Origin of the sequence: Streptomyces sp. 8L, from assembly GCF_020176795.1 — a bacterium.
Classification (GTDB): Bacteria; Actinomycetota; Actinomycetes; order Streptomycetales; family Streptomycetaceae; genus Streptomyces.
In genome coordinates, this window is record NZ_JAIUKE010000284.1 from 1 (window position 1) to 16588 (window position 16588).

Genomic DNA, 16588 nt, shown 5'->3' on the forward strand with positions numbered 1-16588 from the left:
GCGGGTGTCCTTACGGGAGGGGAGGAGCGGCCCGCCTCACGGTTCCGGTGGCGCCTCGCGCCAGCGGGTCCCCGTACGCACGGAAGGCCGCCCGCGGGCGGCCTTCTCGATCCGTGCGATATGCGTCACGATGTGTCACGCACGCGGAATCAGCGGGGTCGCCGGTCGATCCGGCCACCACCAGGACTGATGCGCGTGACAGAGCATGTGGCGACTGTAGCGCACACCCGCCGCCCCGGTCCCGGGCGTCCGGAGCGTGCGGGCGCCGTTCCACAGTGTGAGCCGCTTGTTCTACCCCGTTGCGTGACCGCGTAACCTGGGTCCGTGACAGTGAACGCTGAGAAGCCCGCGACGCATGTGCCCACCTGGAAAGGTCTCCCCGCTGCGCAGCAGCCGGTGTATCCGGACCAGGAGGCGCTGCGCGCGGCCGTGGCCGAGCTGGAGTCCTGCCCGCCGCTCGTCTTCGCGGGCGAGTGCGACCTGCTGCGTTCCCGGATGGCGGCCGTCGCGAAGGGCGAGGCCTTCCTGCTCCAGGGCGGCGACTGCGCGGAGGCGTTCGACGCCGTCTCCGCCGAGCACATCCGCGCGAAGCTCAAGACGCTGCTCCAGATGAGCGCCGTCCTCACGTACGCCGCCTCAGTACCGGTGGTCAAGGTCGGCCGTATCGCCGGCCAGTACTCCAAGCCGCGCTCCAAGGACACCGAGACGCGCGACGGCGTGACGCTGCCGACCTACCGCGGCGACTCCGTCAACGGCTTCGCGTTCGACGCGGCGTCCCGCGTGCCCGACCCGGCGCGCCTGACCCGGATGTACCACGCGTCCGCCTCCACGCTGAACCTGGTGCGCGCCTTCACCACCGGCGGCTACGCCGACCTGCGCCAGGTGCACGCCTGGAACCAGGACTTCGTGAAGTCGTCGCCGGCCGGGCAGCGCTACGAGCAGCTCGCCCGCGAGATCGACAACGCGCTCAACTTCATGAAGGCGTGCGGCACCGACCCGGCCGAGTTCAAGTCCGTGGAGTTCTACTCCTCGCACGAGGCGCTGCTGCTGGACTACGAGTCGGCGCTGACCCGTACCGACTCGCGCACGGGCAACCTGTACAACACGTCGGCCCACCTGGTGTGGATCGGCGAGCGCACCCGCCAGCTCGACGGCGCGCACATCGAGTTCGCGTCCAAGATCCGCAACCCGCTCGGCGTCAAGCTCGGCCCGAACACCACCGTGGACGAGGCCCTCGCCTACATCGACAAGCTGGACCCCGAGCGTGAGCCCGGCCGCCTGACCTTCGTGGTGCGCATGGGTGCGGACAAGGTCAGGGACAAGCTGCCCGAGCTGGTCGAGAAGGTCACGGCGTCCGGCGCGACGGTCGCGTGGGTGACGGACCCGATGCACGGCAACACCTTCGAGGCCGCCTCCGGCCACAAGACGCGCCGCTTCGACGACGTCCTGGACGAGGTCAAGGGCTTCTTCGAGGTCCACAAGGGTCTCGGCACCCACCCCGGCGGCATCCACGTCGAACTCACCGGCGACGACGTCACGGAGTGCGTGGGCGGCGGCGACGAGATCTTCGTCGACGACCTGCACCAGCGCTACGAGACGGCCTGCGACCCGCGGCTCAACCGGAGCCAGTCGCTCGACCTGGCGTTCCTCGTCGCGGAGATGTACCGCGACCAGTAGCCGCCGCACCGGGAGGGCGGCGCCCGGGCCACCGCGTGCCACGACCGCCCGGCCGGAACCGCACGCCCGACAGGGACACGATGGGGCACGGATCACCGCCTGTGATCCGTGCCCCATCACCCGTACGAGGGGTTCTCCGGGCGCGGGCCCGTGGGTTAGGTTAGGTTAGCCTCACCGATACGTCGGGGACGGCGTCCTGAGTCCGGCCTCCGGGGAGGTGAACCGCGTGTACGTATGCTCCTGCTTCGGCATCACGGAAGCACAGGTCAAACAGCACGCGGAGGCGGGGGCCTGCACCCCGCGCCAGATCGCCTCCCGGTGCAAGGCCGGCACCGACTGCGGCGGCTGTGTGCGGCGCATCCAGTCGATACTCGGCCGCGGGGCGTGCCCCAGCCGTGAGCTGCTCGGAGGCCGCGCGGACGTGCCGGCAGGAGCGGAGACCGCGTCCGAGCCCGTGGCGGCCCGGCAGGACCCCGTGCTCCCCGGCTCCCCGGCCGACCCGTTCGCCACCCCCGCTCCGGCCGAGCCCTTCACGCCCGCACCGGTCGCCGCCGAGGCGGCATTCCTGCCGCGCGCCGCGTAGCCCCCGCGTCTCCGCGCGGCCTTCGGAAGGCCACAGGGCCCGGGCAGGCCACCGGAACCAAGGGAAGCACCGGGTCACGGAGGGACCGCCGGGATCAAGAGGATCACCGGGGCGAGGCGGTCAGCGGGAGGTGCCGCTGTCGCCGCCGTCCTCCGGCTGCCGGATCTGCTGTGCGATGTACAGCGCCTCGCCCAGCTTCCCGATCAGTGCGAGCTGGGTGTCCAGATAGTCGATGTGGTGCTCCTCGTCCTCCAGGATCGCCTCGAAGATGCGCTTGGACGTGTGGTCGTTCTTGGACCGCATCACATCGATACCGCGCTTCAGCCGGTCGATGGCCTCGACCTCGACCTGGCGGTCCGCCTCGAACATCTCGGTGACGCTCTGGCCCACCCGGACATGGAAGAGCCGCTGGTAGTTCGGCAGGCCGTCCAGCAGCAGAATGCGGTCCGTCAGCAGCTCCGCGTGGCGCATCTCGTCGAAGGACTCGGCGCGGGTGTTCTTGGCGAGCTTCGTCCAGCCGAAGTTCTCCTGCATCTTCGCGTGCAGGAAGTACTGGTTGATCGCGGTGAGCTCGCCGGTCAGCTGCTCGTTCAAGAACTCAAGTACCTCGGGGTCGCCCTGCATGGCAGCGGCTCCTTCCAGCGACGGCGGTGGACGCGTAGCGCGTGACGTGTGCCCGGACATGTGCCCGGTGAGACTGCGCGCAGTCTCGCATCGGTGCTGATCACCGTCCAGTAAGGACGTCCTTGGTGGGATTCGTTCCGCTATGGGTTCCGCCTGGTCGGGACCACCCCTCCCGGTCTGTCACCATGTAAAGCATGGGTGAGGAGCAGAGCGGGGGGCATCGGATACCGGAAGGGCCTCTCCTGCCGCCGGGACAGCGCCTCCAGCGCGGCTGGCCCGTCACCCATTACGGACCGGTCCCGAAGTTCAAGCCGGAACGCTGGGAGTTCCGGGTCTTCGGCGCGACAGCCGACGCGGACAAGCACTGCTGGAACCACGAGGAGTTCACGGCCCTGCCGTTCTCCACGGTGGTGTCCGACCTCCACTGCGTGACGAAATTCAGCATGCAGGGCGCCGAATGGGGTGGTGTCCACGCGAAGACGGTCCTGGACCTCGCCCCGCCCGCCGCTTCGGTGACCCATGTGATGGTCTGGGCGGAGTACGGCTACAGCGCCAATCTGCGCCTCGCGGACTTCACCTCCGACCGCACGATCTTCGCCACGCATCGGGACGGCGAACTGCTGACCGCCGAGCACGGCTTCCCGCTGCGGCTGGTCGTGCCGCACCTCTACGCCTGGAAGGGGCCCAAATGGGTCAGGGGCGTCGAGTACATGACCGCCGACCGCAGGGGCTTCTGGGAGGAGCGCGGCTACCACAACCTGGGCGACCCGTGGTCCGAGCAGCGCTACACGTACCAGGAGGAACCGGGCGAGGGCCCGGAACTCTGAGGCCGAAGCCCTGACCCCTGGCCCTTCGAGCCTGTGCGCTCGTTCCCGGGCGCTCTGTCCTGTGCCCTCGTTCCCAGGCGCTCGGCCCCGGGCCCTCGGTCCTGTGCCCTCGGCCTACGACGCAAGCACCTGCGCGCGGCCCGCCGCGGCCTCGCCTTACGGACCCGGCCCGCCACGGCCCCGCCTCAGGCGTCGCGCAGCTTCTTCAGCCGGGCGACATCGTCCGTGTGCCCGCCCTTGCCGCCGGGCGTCTCCGTCACCAGCGGTACGCCGGCCGTCGCCGGATGGCGGAACAGCGCCCCGAACGGTTCCTCGCCGATGTGGCCCGCTCCGATGTTCTCGTGGCGGTCCTTGTGCGCGCCCACCACGTCCTTCGAGTCGTTGGCGTGGATCAGGCCGAGGCGGCCCTCGCCCACCGTCTCCACCAGCTGGTCGAGTGTCTGCGCCATGCCGTGCGCGCCCGCGAGGTCGTGGCCCGCGGCGAACACATGGCAGGTGTCGAGGCAGACCCCGAGCTTCGGATGGGCGTCGAGCGCCGCGAAGTACGGTCCCAGGTCCCAGATCCGGGAGCAGAGCGAGAACCCCTGGCCCGCCGTGGGCTCCAGCAGCACCGGCGGGTCGTCGTCGTGCGTCAGCTCGTCGAGCAGCGGCAGCAGCAGCTCCCGTACCTGCGCGAGCGCGGTCGCGCGGTCGCGTCCTCCGGTCGCGGACCCCGTGTGGACCACGACGCCCCGCGCCCCGATCGCCCGGCCGCGCCGCAGGCTGTGCCGCATCGACTCCACGGACCGCTCCGCCGTCGCGGCCGTGTGCGAGCCGAAGTTGATCAGGTACGGCGCGTGCACGTACGCCGGCAGGCCGGCCGCCGCGCACTCGGCGAGGAACAGCTCGTCCTGGGCGGGGTCGCCGGACGGCGTCGCCCAGCCGCGCGGATTGGCGACGAACACCTGGACGGCCTCCGCGCCGAGGTCGCGTGCGTAGCCGAGGCCGGTCGTGGCGAGGCCACCGGCCACGGGCACGTGGGCGCCGACCGGGTTGCGCGGGTTGCGCATGGGAAGAGCCGTCCTTGTCGAGAGTGATGCGTGTTCCGAGTGTTGGTGCCGCGGGTGCTGTTGGTAGTGCGGAGTAGTACTGCGGGTGCCGTACGTGCGGGGCCCGGTGTGCCCGGTGAGGTCACGTACCGGCCGGCGTCACAGCCCGTCGGTCTTGATCGTGACGGTGCTGCCCTCGGGGGCCTTGTCGCCGCCGTCCACGGACTGGTCGGTGATCGTGTCGTCGATGAACGGGAAGCTGTGCTTCACCTTCACCTTGAAGCCCGCGTCCTCCAGCCGCTCGCGCGCGTCGTCGGCGGACCGGCCCGTGACATCGGGGACCGTGACCATCTTCGGGCCCTTCGACACCGTCAGCGTGACCGTGTCGCCCTCGGCCAGCTGCCCGCCCTCGCCCGGCGACTGCCGTGCCACGTCGCCCGCGTCCTCGCTCGACTCCACACGCGCCGGAGCGACCTTCGCCTTCAGGCCGGCGTCCGCCAGGTCGGACGTGGCGTCGTCGACGTCCTCCCCGGTCACGTCGGGTACGTCGATGGCGCTGCCCCTGCTCACCTTGAGCGCGACCCCCTTGCCGGGGCGCACCCGCTCGCCCGCGCCCGGGTCCGAGGAGATGACCGCGCCCCGGTCGGTGCCGTCGTCGAACGACGTGGTCACCAGGCCCGCAGCCAGGCCCGCCTTGGCGAGCGCGGCCTTGGCGTCCGCCAGCGGCAGCCCGGCCAGGCGCGGGACGCTCACGATCCTCGGACCGCGGGAGATCGTCAGCGTCACGGGGCCGCTGCCCCGCACCCTGGTCTCGGGAGCCGGGTCGCTGCGCATGACCGTGCCCCGGTCGAAGGCGTCGCTGTAACCGCGGTCGACGCGGGCGTCGAGACCCGCGTCCGAGAGGCGCTTCCTCGCCGCCTGCTCGGACTGGCCGAGCAGCGACGGCACACGGGTGAACTGGCCCGAGTCGATGTACCAGACCCCCACGCCGATCAGTACCGCCACCAGCGCGGCCAGGACCGCGAGAGCCCTCCGCCTGCGGCGGAACCGGCCGCCGCGCCCTCCCCGGCCCGTCGCGGCGGGCGGCGCGGGCGGCAGGTCGAGGCGGCTGGTCCTGGCCACCCGGTCCGCGTCCCGGCTGGCGGGCGCGGTGCGGGGGATCACACTCGTACGGTTCTCCGACCCGGACGTGCCGCTCGCGGCGCGTGCGGCGGGCGGCAGGGAGTCCAGCTGTGCATCGCTCAGCGCGGCGCGCGTCGCGTGGGCGAGCGCCAGCAGCTCCACCGCGTCGCGCGGGCGGGTCCGCGGATCGCGGGCGGTCGCCGCGGCCACGAGCGCGTCGAGTTCGGGTGCGAGTCCTGGCACGGCGGCCGACGGCGCCGGCACGTCCTCGTTCAGGTGCTGGTACAGGACCTGCGCGGGCGTCTCGCCGCCGTGCGGCTTGCGGCCGGTCAGCGTCTCGTACAGGACGACACCGCACGCGTACACGTCGACGCCGGCCCCCGCGCCCGCCGCCGCGTCCTCCAGCTGCTCGGGTGCGAGGTACGACACGGTGCCCAGTACGGCCCCGGTGCTGGTGGTGACGTCGTCCACGGCCCGCACCAGGCCGAAGTCCGCGACCTTGACCCGCCCGTCGTCCCCTATCAGCACGTTCTCCGGCTTCATGTCCCGGTGCACGAACCCGGCGCGGTGCGCGGCGCCCAGCGCGGCCAGCACCGGTTCCACGATGTCGAGGGCCGCGCGGGGCTGCAGCGCTCCGCGTTCGCGCAGCACGTCGCGCAGGGTGCAGCCGGCGACGTACTCCATCGCGAGGTACACGTACGCGCCCTCGGCGCCCTGGTCGAAGACGGCGACCACATTGGGGTGCGCCAGCCGGGCCACGGACTTCGCCTCGCGGATGAAGCGCTCCACGAAACCGGCGTCGGCGGCGAGCGCCGGGTGCATCACCTTCAGCGCGAGCACCCGGTCGAGACGGGTGTCCAGGGCCCGGTAGACCGTGGCCATCCCGCCGACCGCGATGCGCGCGTCGACGCGGTACCGCCCGTCGACCACCTGCCCGACCATCGGGTCATTGAGGGTCGTATCCACGCGGCGAGTCTACGTTCAGGTCCGCGGGGCGGCCCTTCCCGCCCGGGAGCTTGCAGCACACCCGTAACGCCACGAGCTGCCCAGGGACCCGGCGCGCACCGCGCGGACCCTCGCCCGTACGGGACGGTCAGCCCGCAAGCGACGTTACGTACTGGGCCCTGCCGCGCCCCGCACGCACCGGCCCTGCCATGCCCCGCATGCGGCGTACGCACCGGCCCCGCCGCGCCCCGTCCTCAGAACGCCGGGCGCTCCGGGTCCAGGTCCGCGCGCCCCGCCCGCGGCGACGACGCCTCCGCGTGGTGGCGGCGCGGGATGCGGCCCGCGAGACGGGCGAGCCGGCCCGCCTCCACCCCGTGCCGCATGGCCTCCGCCATCACGGCGGGGGACTGCGCCCGGGTCACGGCGGACGCCAGCATCACCGCGTCGCACCCCAGCTCCATCGCGAGCGCGGCGTCCGAGGCGGTCCCCGCCCCCGCGTCCAGGATGACCGGGACGCCCGCCTGCTCCACGATCAGGCCGAAGTTGTGCGGGTTGCGGATGCCGAGGCCCGAGCCGATGGGGGAGCCGAGCGGCATGACCGCCGCACAGCCGACGTCCTCCAGCTTCCGCGCGAGCACCGGGTCGTCGTTCGTGTACGGCAGCACGGTGAAGCCGTCGTCGACCAGCGTCTCCGCCGCGTCCAGCACCTCGACCGGGTCGGGCAGCAGCGTCCGCTCGTCCGCCACCACCTCCAGCTTCACCCAGTCGGTGCCGAGCGCCTCCCGCGCGAGCCGCGCCGTCAGTACGGCCTCGCCCGCCGTGAAGCAGCCCGCGGTGTTGGGCAGCGGCCGGATGCCGAGCCGCTCCAGCACGGAGAGGACCGAGCCCTGCACCGCCGGGTCGAGCCGCCGCATGGCCACGGTGGTCAGCTCGGTGCCCGACGCGACCAGCGAGCGCTCCAGGACGTCGAGGCTGGGCGCGCCGCCCGTCCCCATGATCAGCCGGGACGTGAAGGCCACGCCCGCGATGGTGAGTGTGTCGTCCGCCATCCCTGTCAGCCTCCTTGTACGGCGGTGAGGACTTCCACCCGGTCGCCGTCGCCGAGCCGCGTCCGGGGCCAGCTGCTCCGGGGAACCACCGTCTCGTTGAGCGCCGCCGCCACCCCGGACGGCGCCGCCGTCAGCGTCGCGACCAGCTCGTCCAGCGTCGTCGCCGCCGTGACCTCGTGCGGCTTGCCGTTCACCGACACGCGCACCACGCGTGCCGCCGTGTCGTCGCTCATGCGAGCAGCCCCTCTCGTGCGGTCCTTCCGCTCCGTGCGCTGTGCTCCCTCGGCGTGTCCGTACGGGGCGCCACCGCTGCCCCCGCGAACCGCGCGGGCGTGAACGGCCGTGCCACCTCGGGCAGTTCGCCGGCCGTCAGTACTTCGGCCATCGCGTCGCCGGTGACCGGGGTCAGCAGGACGCCGTTGCGGAAGTGCCCGGTCGCCAGGTGCAGCCCCGGCAGCGCGGTGGGGCCGAGCAGCGGCGCGTTGTCCGGCGATCCGGGCCGCAGCCCCGCGCGCGTCTCGGTGAGCGGCAGCTCCGTGATGCCGGGCAGCAGTTCGTGCGCGTCGCGCAGCAGCTCGTAGACGCCGCCCGCCGTCACCGTGGTGTCCCAGCCGAGCTCCTCGCTCGTCGCGCCGACCACCAGTTCGCCGTTCTCGCGCGGCACCAGGTAGACGTGCCCGCCGCGCACCACCGCACGGACCGTCCTGGACAGGAACGGCGCGTAGGCGGTCGGCACCGTTAGCCGCAGCACCTGCCCCTTGACCGGCCGGACCGGCGGCAGCACCTCGTCGGGCACGCCCGCGAGCCGGCCGCTCAGGCTGCCCGCGGCCAGGACGACCTGGTCCGCGCCGAGCACCGTCCCGTCCGCGAGTACGGCGCCACGCGCCCGGCCGCCCCGTACATCGAGGCGCTGTGCCCAGGCGCGGTGCAGTGCCACGCCCGCGCGCTCGCAGGCCGCCACCAGTGCGGCGGCGAGCCTGCGGGGGTCTATCTGGTGGTCGCCGTCCACCCTGAGGCCGCCGCGCACCCCCGGGGCGAGCATCGGTTCGAGCCGCCGGCAGTCCCGGCCGCCGAGCCACTCCGAGCTGAGGCCCAACCGGTGCTGGAAGGCGTGCAGTTCCCGCAGGTGGGCGCGGTCGTCGCTGTCCAGCGCCACCGCGAGCGTGCCGCAGGCGCGGTAGCCGGTGTCGCGGCCGCTCGCCTCCTCCAGCTCGGCCACGAACTCGGGATAGCGCCGCGCCGAGGCCAGGTTGAGCCCGAGCAGGGTCTCCTCGCCGTAGTGCAGTTCCGTGACGGCGGCCAGCATGCCCGCCGCGACCTGCGCGGCCCCGCCCCCGGGCTCCGGGTCGACGACGGCCGTCCGCAGCCCGCGCTGGGCGGCGCGCCACGCCGTCACGAGGCCGATGATCCCGCCGCCGACGACCAGGACGTCGTCGCCGCCGCGGCCGCTGGACACGGCACCCGCGGCGGCGGGCCGGTCGGCGCGCGCCGCATCAGCCGGGGACGGCGGTCCGGACACGCCAGACGTGCCGGAAGTGATGGATGTGTCAGATGTTTCAGAAGGCCGCACGATCGCCAGCCCCTCCCTTCGCCGGCATGACCCGGATCAGGTTCGTACGGTCGGAGGCCGTCCAGCCTCCCTCTCAGCCCGGTCGCCCGGACTCCCGCGAAGTCTCCCGGCCCAGCCTAGACCTTGCCACGCCGTCCCGTAAGGCGGGCCGGGGCGCCGGGCCACTGGGGCGGCGGGGTGATCGGGATCTAAGGTGATCGCGTGAGCGAGGAGCAGAGAGTCGTCATCGTCGGCGCGGGCATGGCCGGTGTGCAGACCGCGGTGGCGCTGCGGGAGAGCGGCCACGCCGGGCCCGTCACCGTCGTCGGCGCGGAACCGCATCCCCCCTACGACCGCCCCCCGCTGTCCAAGGCGCTGCTCCTCGGCCAGAGCGAGAGCTCCGCATTCGACATCGACTTCGACGCGCTCGGCGTGGAGCTGCGGCTCGGCCGCGCGGCGACCGCGCTGCGGGCCGGCGCACGGGAGATCGACACGGCCGAAGGCCCCGTCCCCTACGACGTGGCGGTCCTCGCGTGCGGCGCGGAGCCGGTCACGCTGCCCGGCACGGCGGGCCTCCCCGGCGTGCACGTCCTGCGCACCCTGGACGACGTGGAGCGGCTGCGGCCGGTACTGGAACGGCAGCACGACATCGTCATCGTCGGCGCGGGCTGGATCGGCGCCGAGTTCGCGACCGCCGCGCGCGCTGCGGGCTGCGCGGTCACCGTCGTGGAGGCCGCAGACCGCCCGCTCGCCGGCGCGCTGCCCGCCGAGGTCACCGCGCCGATGGCCCGCTGGTACGGGGAGAGCGGCGCCACGCTGCTCACGGGCGCCCGCGTCCTACGGGTCGAGGAGGGCGCGGTCGTCCTCGACGACGGCCGGCGGATCGCCGCGGGCGCCGTCCTTGTCGGCATCGGCGCCCGGCCGGCCACGGGCTGGCTCGCCGGCTCCGGCGTCGCGCTCGACGCCGACGGGGCCGTACGGGCGGACGCGTCGCTGCGCACCTCCGTGCCCGATGTGTACGCGGTCGGCGACTGCGCGTCCTTCCCCTCCGTGCGCTACGGCGAGCGACTGCTCGTGCACCACTGGGACAACGCGCTCCAGGGCCCGAGGACCGTCGCCGCCCGCATCGCGGGCGAGTCGCAGGAGCGCTACGACCCGGTGCCGTACTTCTGGTCCGAGCAGTTCGGCCGGTTCGTGCAGTACGCCGGCCACCACAACGGCGCGGACCGGCTCGTGGAGCGCGGTGACCCGGCGGGCGCCGCCTGGTCGGCCGTCTGGCTGCGGGACGGCGTCCTCGTCGCGCTGCTCGCCGTCGGCCGGCCCCGGGACCTGGCACAGGGCCGCAAACTGATCGAAGCGGGTGCGAGGCTCGACCCGGAGCGGGCCGCCGACCCGGCCGTACCGCTGAAGAAATCGGCGCGCTGAGCGGCTTCCGCCCGCCGTCCCCCGGGTTTTCCGCCGTACGTCTCCGATGCCGTGCGACCGCCGTACGAGCGGGCGGCGGGCCCGGCGCGTGCCCCGCCCGGACCGTCACCGCTACCGTCTGTCAGTCCGGGATGGCACGCTTGACCCTGTGACCGAGATTGACGCAAAGATCGATGCTCTCGTCCCCGAGTGGCTCCACCTCCCCGACATCGCGGAGAAGCTGGATGTCGAGGTGACGCGCGTCCGCCAACTGGTGAAGGAAGGCCAGCTGATCGCCGTGCGGCGCGGTGAGAACCGGACACTCCAGGTCCCCGCCGCCTTCATCGACGGCGACAAGGTCGTCAAGGGGCTCGTCGGTACGCTGACGCTCCTGAAGGACGACGGCTTCTCCGACGCGGAGATGCTGGAGTGGCTCTTCACGCCCGATCCGACCCTGCCGGGCACGCCCGCGCAGGCGCTGGGCGAGAATCGCGGCACGGAGGTGAAGCGCCGGGCGCAGGCGCTCGCCGTCTGACGCAGGGCGGCTGACCGCGAAGGCACGGCCGGGACCGGACCGCGTGCCGGGCGGCGGACCGGACCGGACCGCCGAGGCGCGTGGTCCGGACCGGACCGCTGAGGCGCGTGGCCCCGGACCGGGCCACGCCCCGCCGGGTCCCACCGGGTCCCGTGCCGGCCGGCGGAGAACAGAGACGACACGACACCGCCGCCCTCCCTGGGGCGGCACCAGTGGGGGGATCACCCGATGTCCACGGCCCGTGCGGCGCTCGCCGACGCCCGTATCTACCTGTGCACCGACGCCCGCAAGCGCCAGGGTGATCTCCCCGCCTTCCTCGACGCGGTCCTCGCGTCGGGGGTCGACATCGTCCAGCTGCGCGACAAGACGCTGGAGGCCGCGGAGGAGCTCGACCACCTCCAGGTCTTCGCGGACGCCTGCCGCAGGCACGGCAAGCTGCTCGCGGTCAACGACCGTGCGGATGTCGCGCACGCGATCGGCGCCGACGTGCTGCACCTGGGCCAGGGCGACCTCCCGGTGCCCGGGGGGGGCGCCATCCTCGGCGACGGGCCGCTGATCGGCCGCTCCACGCACGCGGACGCCGAGGCGGACGCGGCGGGGCGGCAGCAGGGCGTCGACTATTTCTGCACGGGCCCCTGCTGGGCCACACCGACCAAGCCGGGGCGCCCCGCGGCGGGCCTCGGCCTCGTGCGCCACACGGCCGAGCGGACCGCGGCCCTCGGCATCGACCGCCCCTGGTTCGCCATCGGCGGGATCGACGAGACCAACCTGGACGAGGTCCTGGACGCGGGGGCCACCAGGGTCGTCGTCGTACGGGCCATCACGGAGGCCGACGATCCCGCCGCGGCGAGCGCAGCGCTGGCCGCCCGGGTCCGGGAGCGCGCGGCGGCCGCCGGGCACTGACCGGGCCCGCGCGAGGACCCGCCCTGCACCGGTCCGTCCTCGCGGCCGGTTCGCCCTCAGGGTGTGACGGCGCCGGTCACGAGTCGATAACCTGCTCATATGGCCCTCGGTACCTCGTCCACCTGGACCCCGCACGCGCGCACCGTCCGCGATGTCCTCGCCGACGGCGGGACCAGCTATTCCTTCGAGTTCTGGGCGCCAAGGACCGAGAAGGGCGAGCGCAACCTGTGGAACGCCCTGCGCCGCATCGAGGCCGTCGCCCCGAGCTTCGTCTCCGTCACGTACGGCGCCGGCGGCTCGACCCGTACCGGCACCGTGAAGGCCACCGAGCGGATCGCCGCGGACACGACGCTCACCCCCGTCGCCCACCTGACGGCCGTCGGCCAGTCCGTCGCGGACCTGCGCCACATGATCGGCCGGTACGCGGCGGTCGGCATCCGCAACATCCTCGCGGTGCGGGGCGACCCGCCCGGCGACCCGATGGGGGAGTGGGTCAAGCACCCCGAGGGCGTCGAGTACGCGGTCGAACTGGTCAGGCTGATCAAGGAGTCCGGGGACTTCTGCGTCGGAGTGGCCGCCTTCCCCGAGATGCACCCCCGCTCGCCCGACTGGGACAGCGACATACGGCACTTCGTCGCCAAGTGCCGTGCGGGCGCCGACTACGCGATCACCCAGATGTTCTTCAGGCCCGAGGGCTATCTCCAGTTGCGGGACAAGGCCGCCGCCGCCGGCTGCGAGACGCCGATCATCCCGGAGATCATGCCGGTCACGACCGTGAAGCAGCTGGAACGGCTGCCGGCCCTGAGCACGGCGAGCGTCCCCGACGAGCTGAAAGACCGCATCCTCGCGGCCAAGGACGATCCGGCCGCTGTACGCTCCATTGGCATCGAGTTCGCCACGGAGTTCTGTGCCAGGCTCCTTGCCGAGGGGGTGCCGGGACTGCACTTCATCACCCTGAACAACTCCACGGCGACACTTGAGATCTACGAGAATCTCGGACTGCACAGGCATTCCTGACCGGCGCCGCACCCGTACAGAAGCGGTCGCCGTACGAGAGGGGCGTACATGGGCTGGACGGTCCTCTACATCGCGTTCGGCTTCGTCGCACTGTGGCTCCTCGGCGAGGTGCTGCTCCAGTACAAGGCGCGGCTGCGCTGGCGCGCGCTCGCGTTCGTGGGGTTCGTGACCGTCGTCATCGGCGTGGTCATGGGGCAGATCGTCCTGATCGTGCTGGGCGCGATCGCCTTCGGCGTCGGACAGACGTACGTGACGCTGTCGTTCCGCAAGGGCTACGAGGCGGGCTGGGCGGTCGGCGGACGGCCGACCGCCAGCCGCCGCCGCAGAGGCGCGGCGCGTGGCGCGCAGGGCTCCGAGGACGCAGCGGCCGTCGAGGGCGCCCCGGGCACGGAGACCTCCGACGCACAGGAGGCGCCGGAGGAGCGGACCATGGTCGCGGCCCCGGCGCAGGACCTCCCGCAGGAGGACGGCGGCGTCACCGGCGGGAACCCGCCCGGGGAGACGACGGTCTACGCGCCGCAGCCACTGCCCGACGACACGGGCCAGTTGTACGGCGTGTACGACGACACGGCCGCCGGCACGGGGGTGTTCGCGGCCGAGCGCGAGGGCGGCCACAGCGAGTACAGCCCGGCGGGGTACGACACGTACGGCGGCTACGAACAGCCCACGGGGCACGGCGCGTACGCCGGTTACGAGACGGCGTACGGCGACCAGGCGGACCAAGCCGCCTACGCCCAGCAGCAGTACGGCCACGGCTACGGCGAACAGGGCGCCGGGACGGGCCAGGACACCGGCTCGGGCCAGGACTACACCGGCTACGGCACCGGCGCGACGGGAACCGGCAGCGCCGCCGACGGAATCGGTGACGGCTCCGCACAGCAGCCGCAGTACCAGCAACAGGACTACGCGCAACAGGACTACGGGCAGCAGGAGTTCCAGCAGACGGGCTACCAGCAGAGCGGATATCCGGATTCCGCGTACCCGCCCTCCACGTACCAGCCCGACGCGTACCAGACCTCCGCCTACCAGGCCTCTCCGTACGAGGGGACCGACTACCCGCAGCCGGACTACCAGCAGCAGTACGCCGGTTACGACCCGTCGTCCTACGCCCCGTACGAGAACTCCGGCGGGCAGCAGCAGTACCAGGACCCCTACGCCACGGACACCCCGCCCGGCGGCGTCTGGGTCCCGCAGCAGCGGGACAGCGCGCAGAGCCGGCAGGCCGCGGAGCAGCCCGGCGCCTACGACCCTTCGTACCCCTACGACCCCTCCCAGCAGCACCAGCCGGAACCGGAGGCGGGCGGCGGCCCCCACCGCTACTGACCCCCCTCCGGGCGGGTCCGGCGGGCAGCGGAGTCCTACGGGCGCGCCACGCACCGGGTCCTACGACGGGCGGGGTCCTACGCGCGCGCCACTCTCACCACGCGCCGGAGGCCACCGCAGACCGCGCGGCTCCAACCTTCCGCGGTCCCTTCACTGCGAGCCCCGGAACTCCGGCCCCTCCACGATCAGTCCTGACACCAGCGCGCCCGACATGCCGGCATGCGGCAGCCCGCCGCCGGGATGGGAACGGCCGCCCGCCAGGTAAAGCCCGCGCAGGCCGGTGGTGTTGGCCGGACGCAGCAGGCGACCGCCCGCGCCCGCGAGGGCCGGCGCGGGCACCCCGCCGCCGGGCGCGCCCGTCTCGGCCGCCGTCGTCGCGGGCGTACGCACCTCACGCCACACCACCCGCTCCGCCAGATCCGGCAGGGCGGCCGAGGCCGCGCGCACCAGCACGTCCGCGTACCGCTCGCGCAGCGCCGCGTCCGTCCAGTCGACGGGGCCCTGCGCGGCGACCGTCGCCGTGACCGTCACCGCCTCGTGCTCCGCGTCGGGCCGCGTCGACGCGTCGTCGGGCCGCAGCACCGTCACGGTGGGGCTCTGCGCGGGGACACCGCCCGCGCCGCCGAAGACCGCGGCGGCCTCCTCGTGCGCCGACGGGGCATGCACGACCGTGCGGTGCGCCGCACCGGCCGGGCGCCCGCCCCGGACGGCGAGCAGCACCGTGAACCGGCCGGGAGCCGCGCCGCCGCCGCGCTCCGGCGGGCGCGCGGGCCCGGCCCCCCACAGGTCCGGCGCCGCCGACGGGCCTGCGCCCGCGACCACCACGTCCGCCGGCGTGAACACGCCGTCCGAGAGCTCCACGCCCGACACCGCGCCGTCCTTCTCGCCGACCGCCGCCACCTCGGCGCCGAAGACGAACTCCACCCGGCGGGCCACGCACCGCTCGTACAGCGCGCGCGCCAACTCCCGCATCCCGCCCCGCACATACCAGACGCCGAAGGTCTGTTCCAGATAGGGCAGCACCGACGCGCTCGCCGGTGCCGTACGCGGATCGAGGCCGTACCCGAGCGCGTACCCGTCGAGAAGCGCCGCGAGGCCGGGCACCACGAGCTCCCACGCGCCGATCTCCGCGAGCGTCGACGCCTGACGGGAGCCCCGCAGCAGTCTGCGCTGCCGCGGCGCCGGATACGGGTCGCGGCCGAGCGGCCCCGGGTCGGCGGGCAGCGGCTCCTCAAGCAGTGGCCGGCGGGCACGCGCCCACGTGTCGCCCGCGCGCCCCAGGAAGTCGGCCCAGCGGGCGCCCGCGCCCGCGCCGAAGGCGGCGTCGAGCGCGGCGACCACGCCGCCGCGCGACGCGTTCGGCAGCAGCGCCCGCGTGCCGTCCGCGAAGACGTGCAGCGCGTCGTGCCCGGGCTGCACCAGGTCGAGACAGGCTTCCAGCGGCTCCTTGCCCGTTTTCACGAACAGGTCCCGGTAGACCGCGGGCACGTGCAGCACACCGGGGCCCGTGTCGAAGACGAAGCCGTCCCGCTCGAACCTGCCCACCGCGCCGCCGTACGTCGCCGCCCGCTCGTAGACCGTCACCCCGTGGCCCGCGACGGCCAGCCTCGCGGCCGCCGCCATCGCGCCCATCCCGGCGCCGATCACCGCAATCCGTGCCATGCCGGTGACTCTAACGGCAGCCTCCGACATCCCTCCCGGCACCGTCCGCCGCCGGAGCCCGGCCCGGGCCCCGGCCCCGGTATCGGGACTCAAGGGGCCGCCGGTGCCTGAGTACCCGTACTCAGGCACCGGGATGAGTAGCGCGGCGGATGGGGACAGCGGGCCGGAACCGGAAGAGTGGTGCCCGCCGAAGGGACGAGGCACCGGCACCGCCGACACGGGGCGGCGGAACGGTGCGACGGTCCCTGCCCGGCACGGAGGTGCACGCGGAGGGGCCGGTGACCCGTAGGGAAGCCGGGCCCTCTCCTCTCGGACGGGGGAACGGGAGGGCACGGGGGAC

Annotated in this window: 15 protein-coding genes and 1 riboswitch; of the genes, 8 read left to right on the forward strand and 7 right to left on the reverse strand. The window is 73.6% G+C overall.

All coding sequences use genetic code 11. The features are described from left to right. Positions 1-324 precede the first annotated feature (324 nt). Both LCE31_RS22860 and LCE31_RS22865 read left to right on the forward strand, forming a co-directional pair. Positions 325-1677: a class II 3-deoxy-7-phosphoheptulonate synthase gene (locus LCE31_RS22860; RefSeq protein WP_225017042.1), complete on the forward strand. Its 1353-nt coding sequence runs from the start codon at positions 325-327 to the stop codon at positions 1675-1677. Between the two features lie 226 nt (positions 1678-1903). Beyond that, positions 1904-2260: a (2Fe-2S)-binding protein gene (locus LCE31_RS22865; RefSeq protein WP_225017044.1), complete on the forward strand. Its 357-nt coding sequence runs from the start codon at positions 1904-1906 to the stop codon at positions 2258-2260. A gap of 120 nt (positions 2261-2380) precedes the next feature. Here the strand turns inward: LCE31_RS22865 and bfr are convergent, their stop codons facing one another. Next, positions 2381-2884: a bacterioferritin gene (gene bfr / locus LCE31_RS22870; RefSeq protein ID WP_225017046.1), complete on the reverse strand. Its 504-nt coding sequence runs from the start codon at positions 2882-2884 to the stop codon at positions 2381-2383. A gap of 194 nt (positions 2885-3078) precedes the next feature. Between bfr and LCE31_RS22875 the strand changes: the two genes are divergently transcribed. Then, positions 3079-3711 (forward strand): sulfite oxidase-like oxidoreductase, encoded by a 633-nt coding sequence (locus LCE31_RS22875; RefSeq protein WP_225017048.1) that lies wholly within the window; start codon positions 3079-3081, stop codon positions 3709-3711. Between the two features lie 185 nt (positions 3712-3896). On the opposite strand, the gene LCE31_RS22880 is transcribed toward LCE31_RS22875, so the two are convergent. The 5 genes from LCE31_RS22880 to thiO form a co-directional block, all read right to left on the reverse strand. After that, positions 3897-4760 (reverse strand): deoxyribonuclease IV, encoded by an 864-nt coding sequence (locus LCE31_RS22880; RefSeq protein ID WP_225017050.1) that lies wholly within the window; start codon positions 4758-4760, stop codon positions 3897-3899. A 138-nt stretch (positions 4761-4898) separates the two neighbouring features. After that, positions 4899-6827: a Stk1 family PASTA domain-containing Ser/Thr kinase gene (gene pknB, locus LCE31_RS22885; RefSeq protein WP_225017052.1), complete on the reverse strand. Its 1929-nt coding sequence runs from the start codon at positions 6825-6827 to the stop codon at positions 4899-4901. 233 nt (positions 6828-7060) lie between these two features. Continuing rightward, on the reverse strand, positions 7061-7855 hold the full coding sequence (locus tag LCE31_RS22890) for a thiazole synthase (protein WP_225017055.1): 795 nt from the start codon (positions 7853-7855) through the stop codon (positions 7061-7063). Between the two features lie 5 nt (positions 7856-7860). Next, entirely contained in the window at positions 7861-8088 is a 228-nt protein-coding gene (gene thiS, locus LCE31_RS22895) for a sulfur carrier protein ThiS (RefSeq protein WP_225017057.1), read from the reverse strand. Next, entirely contained in the window at positions 8085-9311 is a 1227-nt protein-coding gene (gene thiO, locus LCE31_RS22900; RefSeq protein ID WP_225017059.1) for a glycine oxidase ThiO, read from the reverse strand. The genes thiS and thiO overlap by 4 nt, the downstream gene beginning before the upstream one ends. A gap of 110 nt (positions 9312-9421) precedes the next feature. Then, positions 9422-9533, reverse strand: a riboswitch (TPP riboswitch). Between the two features lie 132 nt (positions 9534-9665). Here thiO and LCE31_RS22905 point away from each other — a divergent pair. From LCE31_RS22905 to LCE31_RS22925, 5 genes are all read left to right on the forward strand, one after another. Then, complete coding sequence (locus tag LCE31_RS22905) at positions 9666-10829, forward strand: NAD(P)/FAD-dependent oxidoreductase (protein ID WP_263632182.1); 1164 nt, start codon at positions 9666-9668, stop codon at positions 10827-10829. Positions 10830-10977: 148 nt separating this feature from the next. Continuing rightward, positions 10978-11343 (forward strand): Rv2175c family DNA-binding protein, encoded by a 366-nt coding sequence (locus LCE31_RS22910; RefSeq protein ID WP_225017063.1) that lies wholly within the window; start codon positions 10978-10980, stop codon positions 11341-11343. A gap of 228 nt (positions 11344-11571) precedes the next feature. Continuing rightward, on the forward strand, positions 11572-12246 hold the full coding sequence (gene thiE / locus LCE31_RS22915) for a thiamine phosphate synthase (RefSeq protein WP_225017065.1): 675 nt from the start codon (positions 11572-11574) through the stop codon (positions 12244-12246). A gap of 99 nt (positions 12247-12345) precedes the next feature. After that, positions 12346-13263 carry a methylenetetrahydrofolate reductase [NAD(P)H] gene (gene metF, locus LCE31_RS22920; protein ID WP_225017068.1) on the forward strand — a complete coding sequence of 306 codons (918 nt, stop codon included), beginning with the start codon at positions 12346-12348 and terminating at the stop codon, positions 13261-13263. 48 nt (positions 13264-13311) lie between these two features. After that, on the forward strand, positions 13312-14586 hold the full coding sequence (locus LCE31_RS22925; protein WP_225017070.1) for a hypothetical protein: 1275 nt from the start codon (positions 13312-13314) through the stop codon (positions 14584-14586). A 150-nt stretch (positions 14587-14736) separates the two neighbouring features. On the opposite strand, the gene LCE31_RS22930 is transcribed toward LCE31_RS22925, so the two are convergent. Then, positions 14737-16248, reverse strand: coding sequence for a phytoene desaturase family protein (locus LCE31_RS22930; protein WP_225017072.1), 1512 nt, complete (start codon positions 16246-16248; stop codon positions 14737-14739). Between the last annotated feature and the right edge of the window lie 340 nt (positions 16249-16588).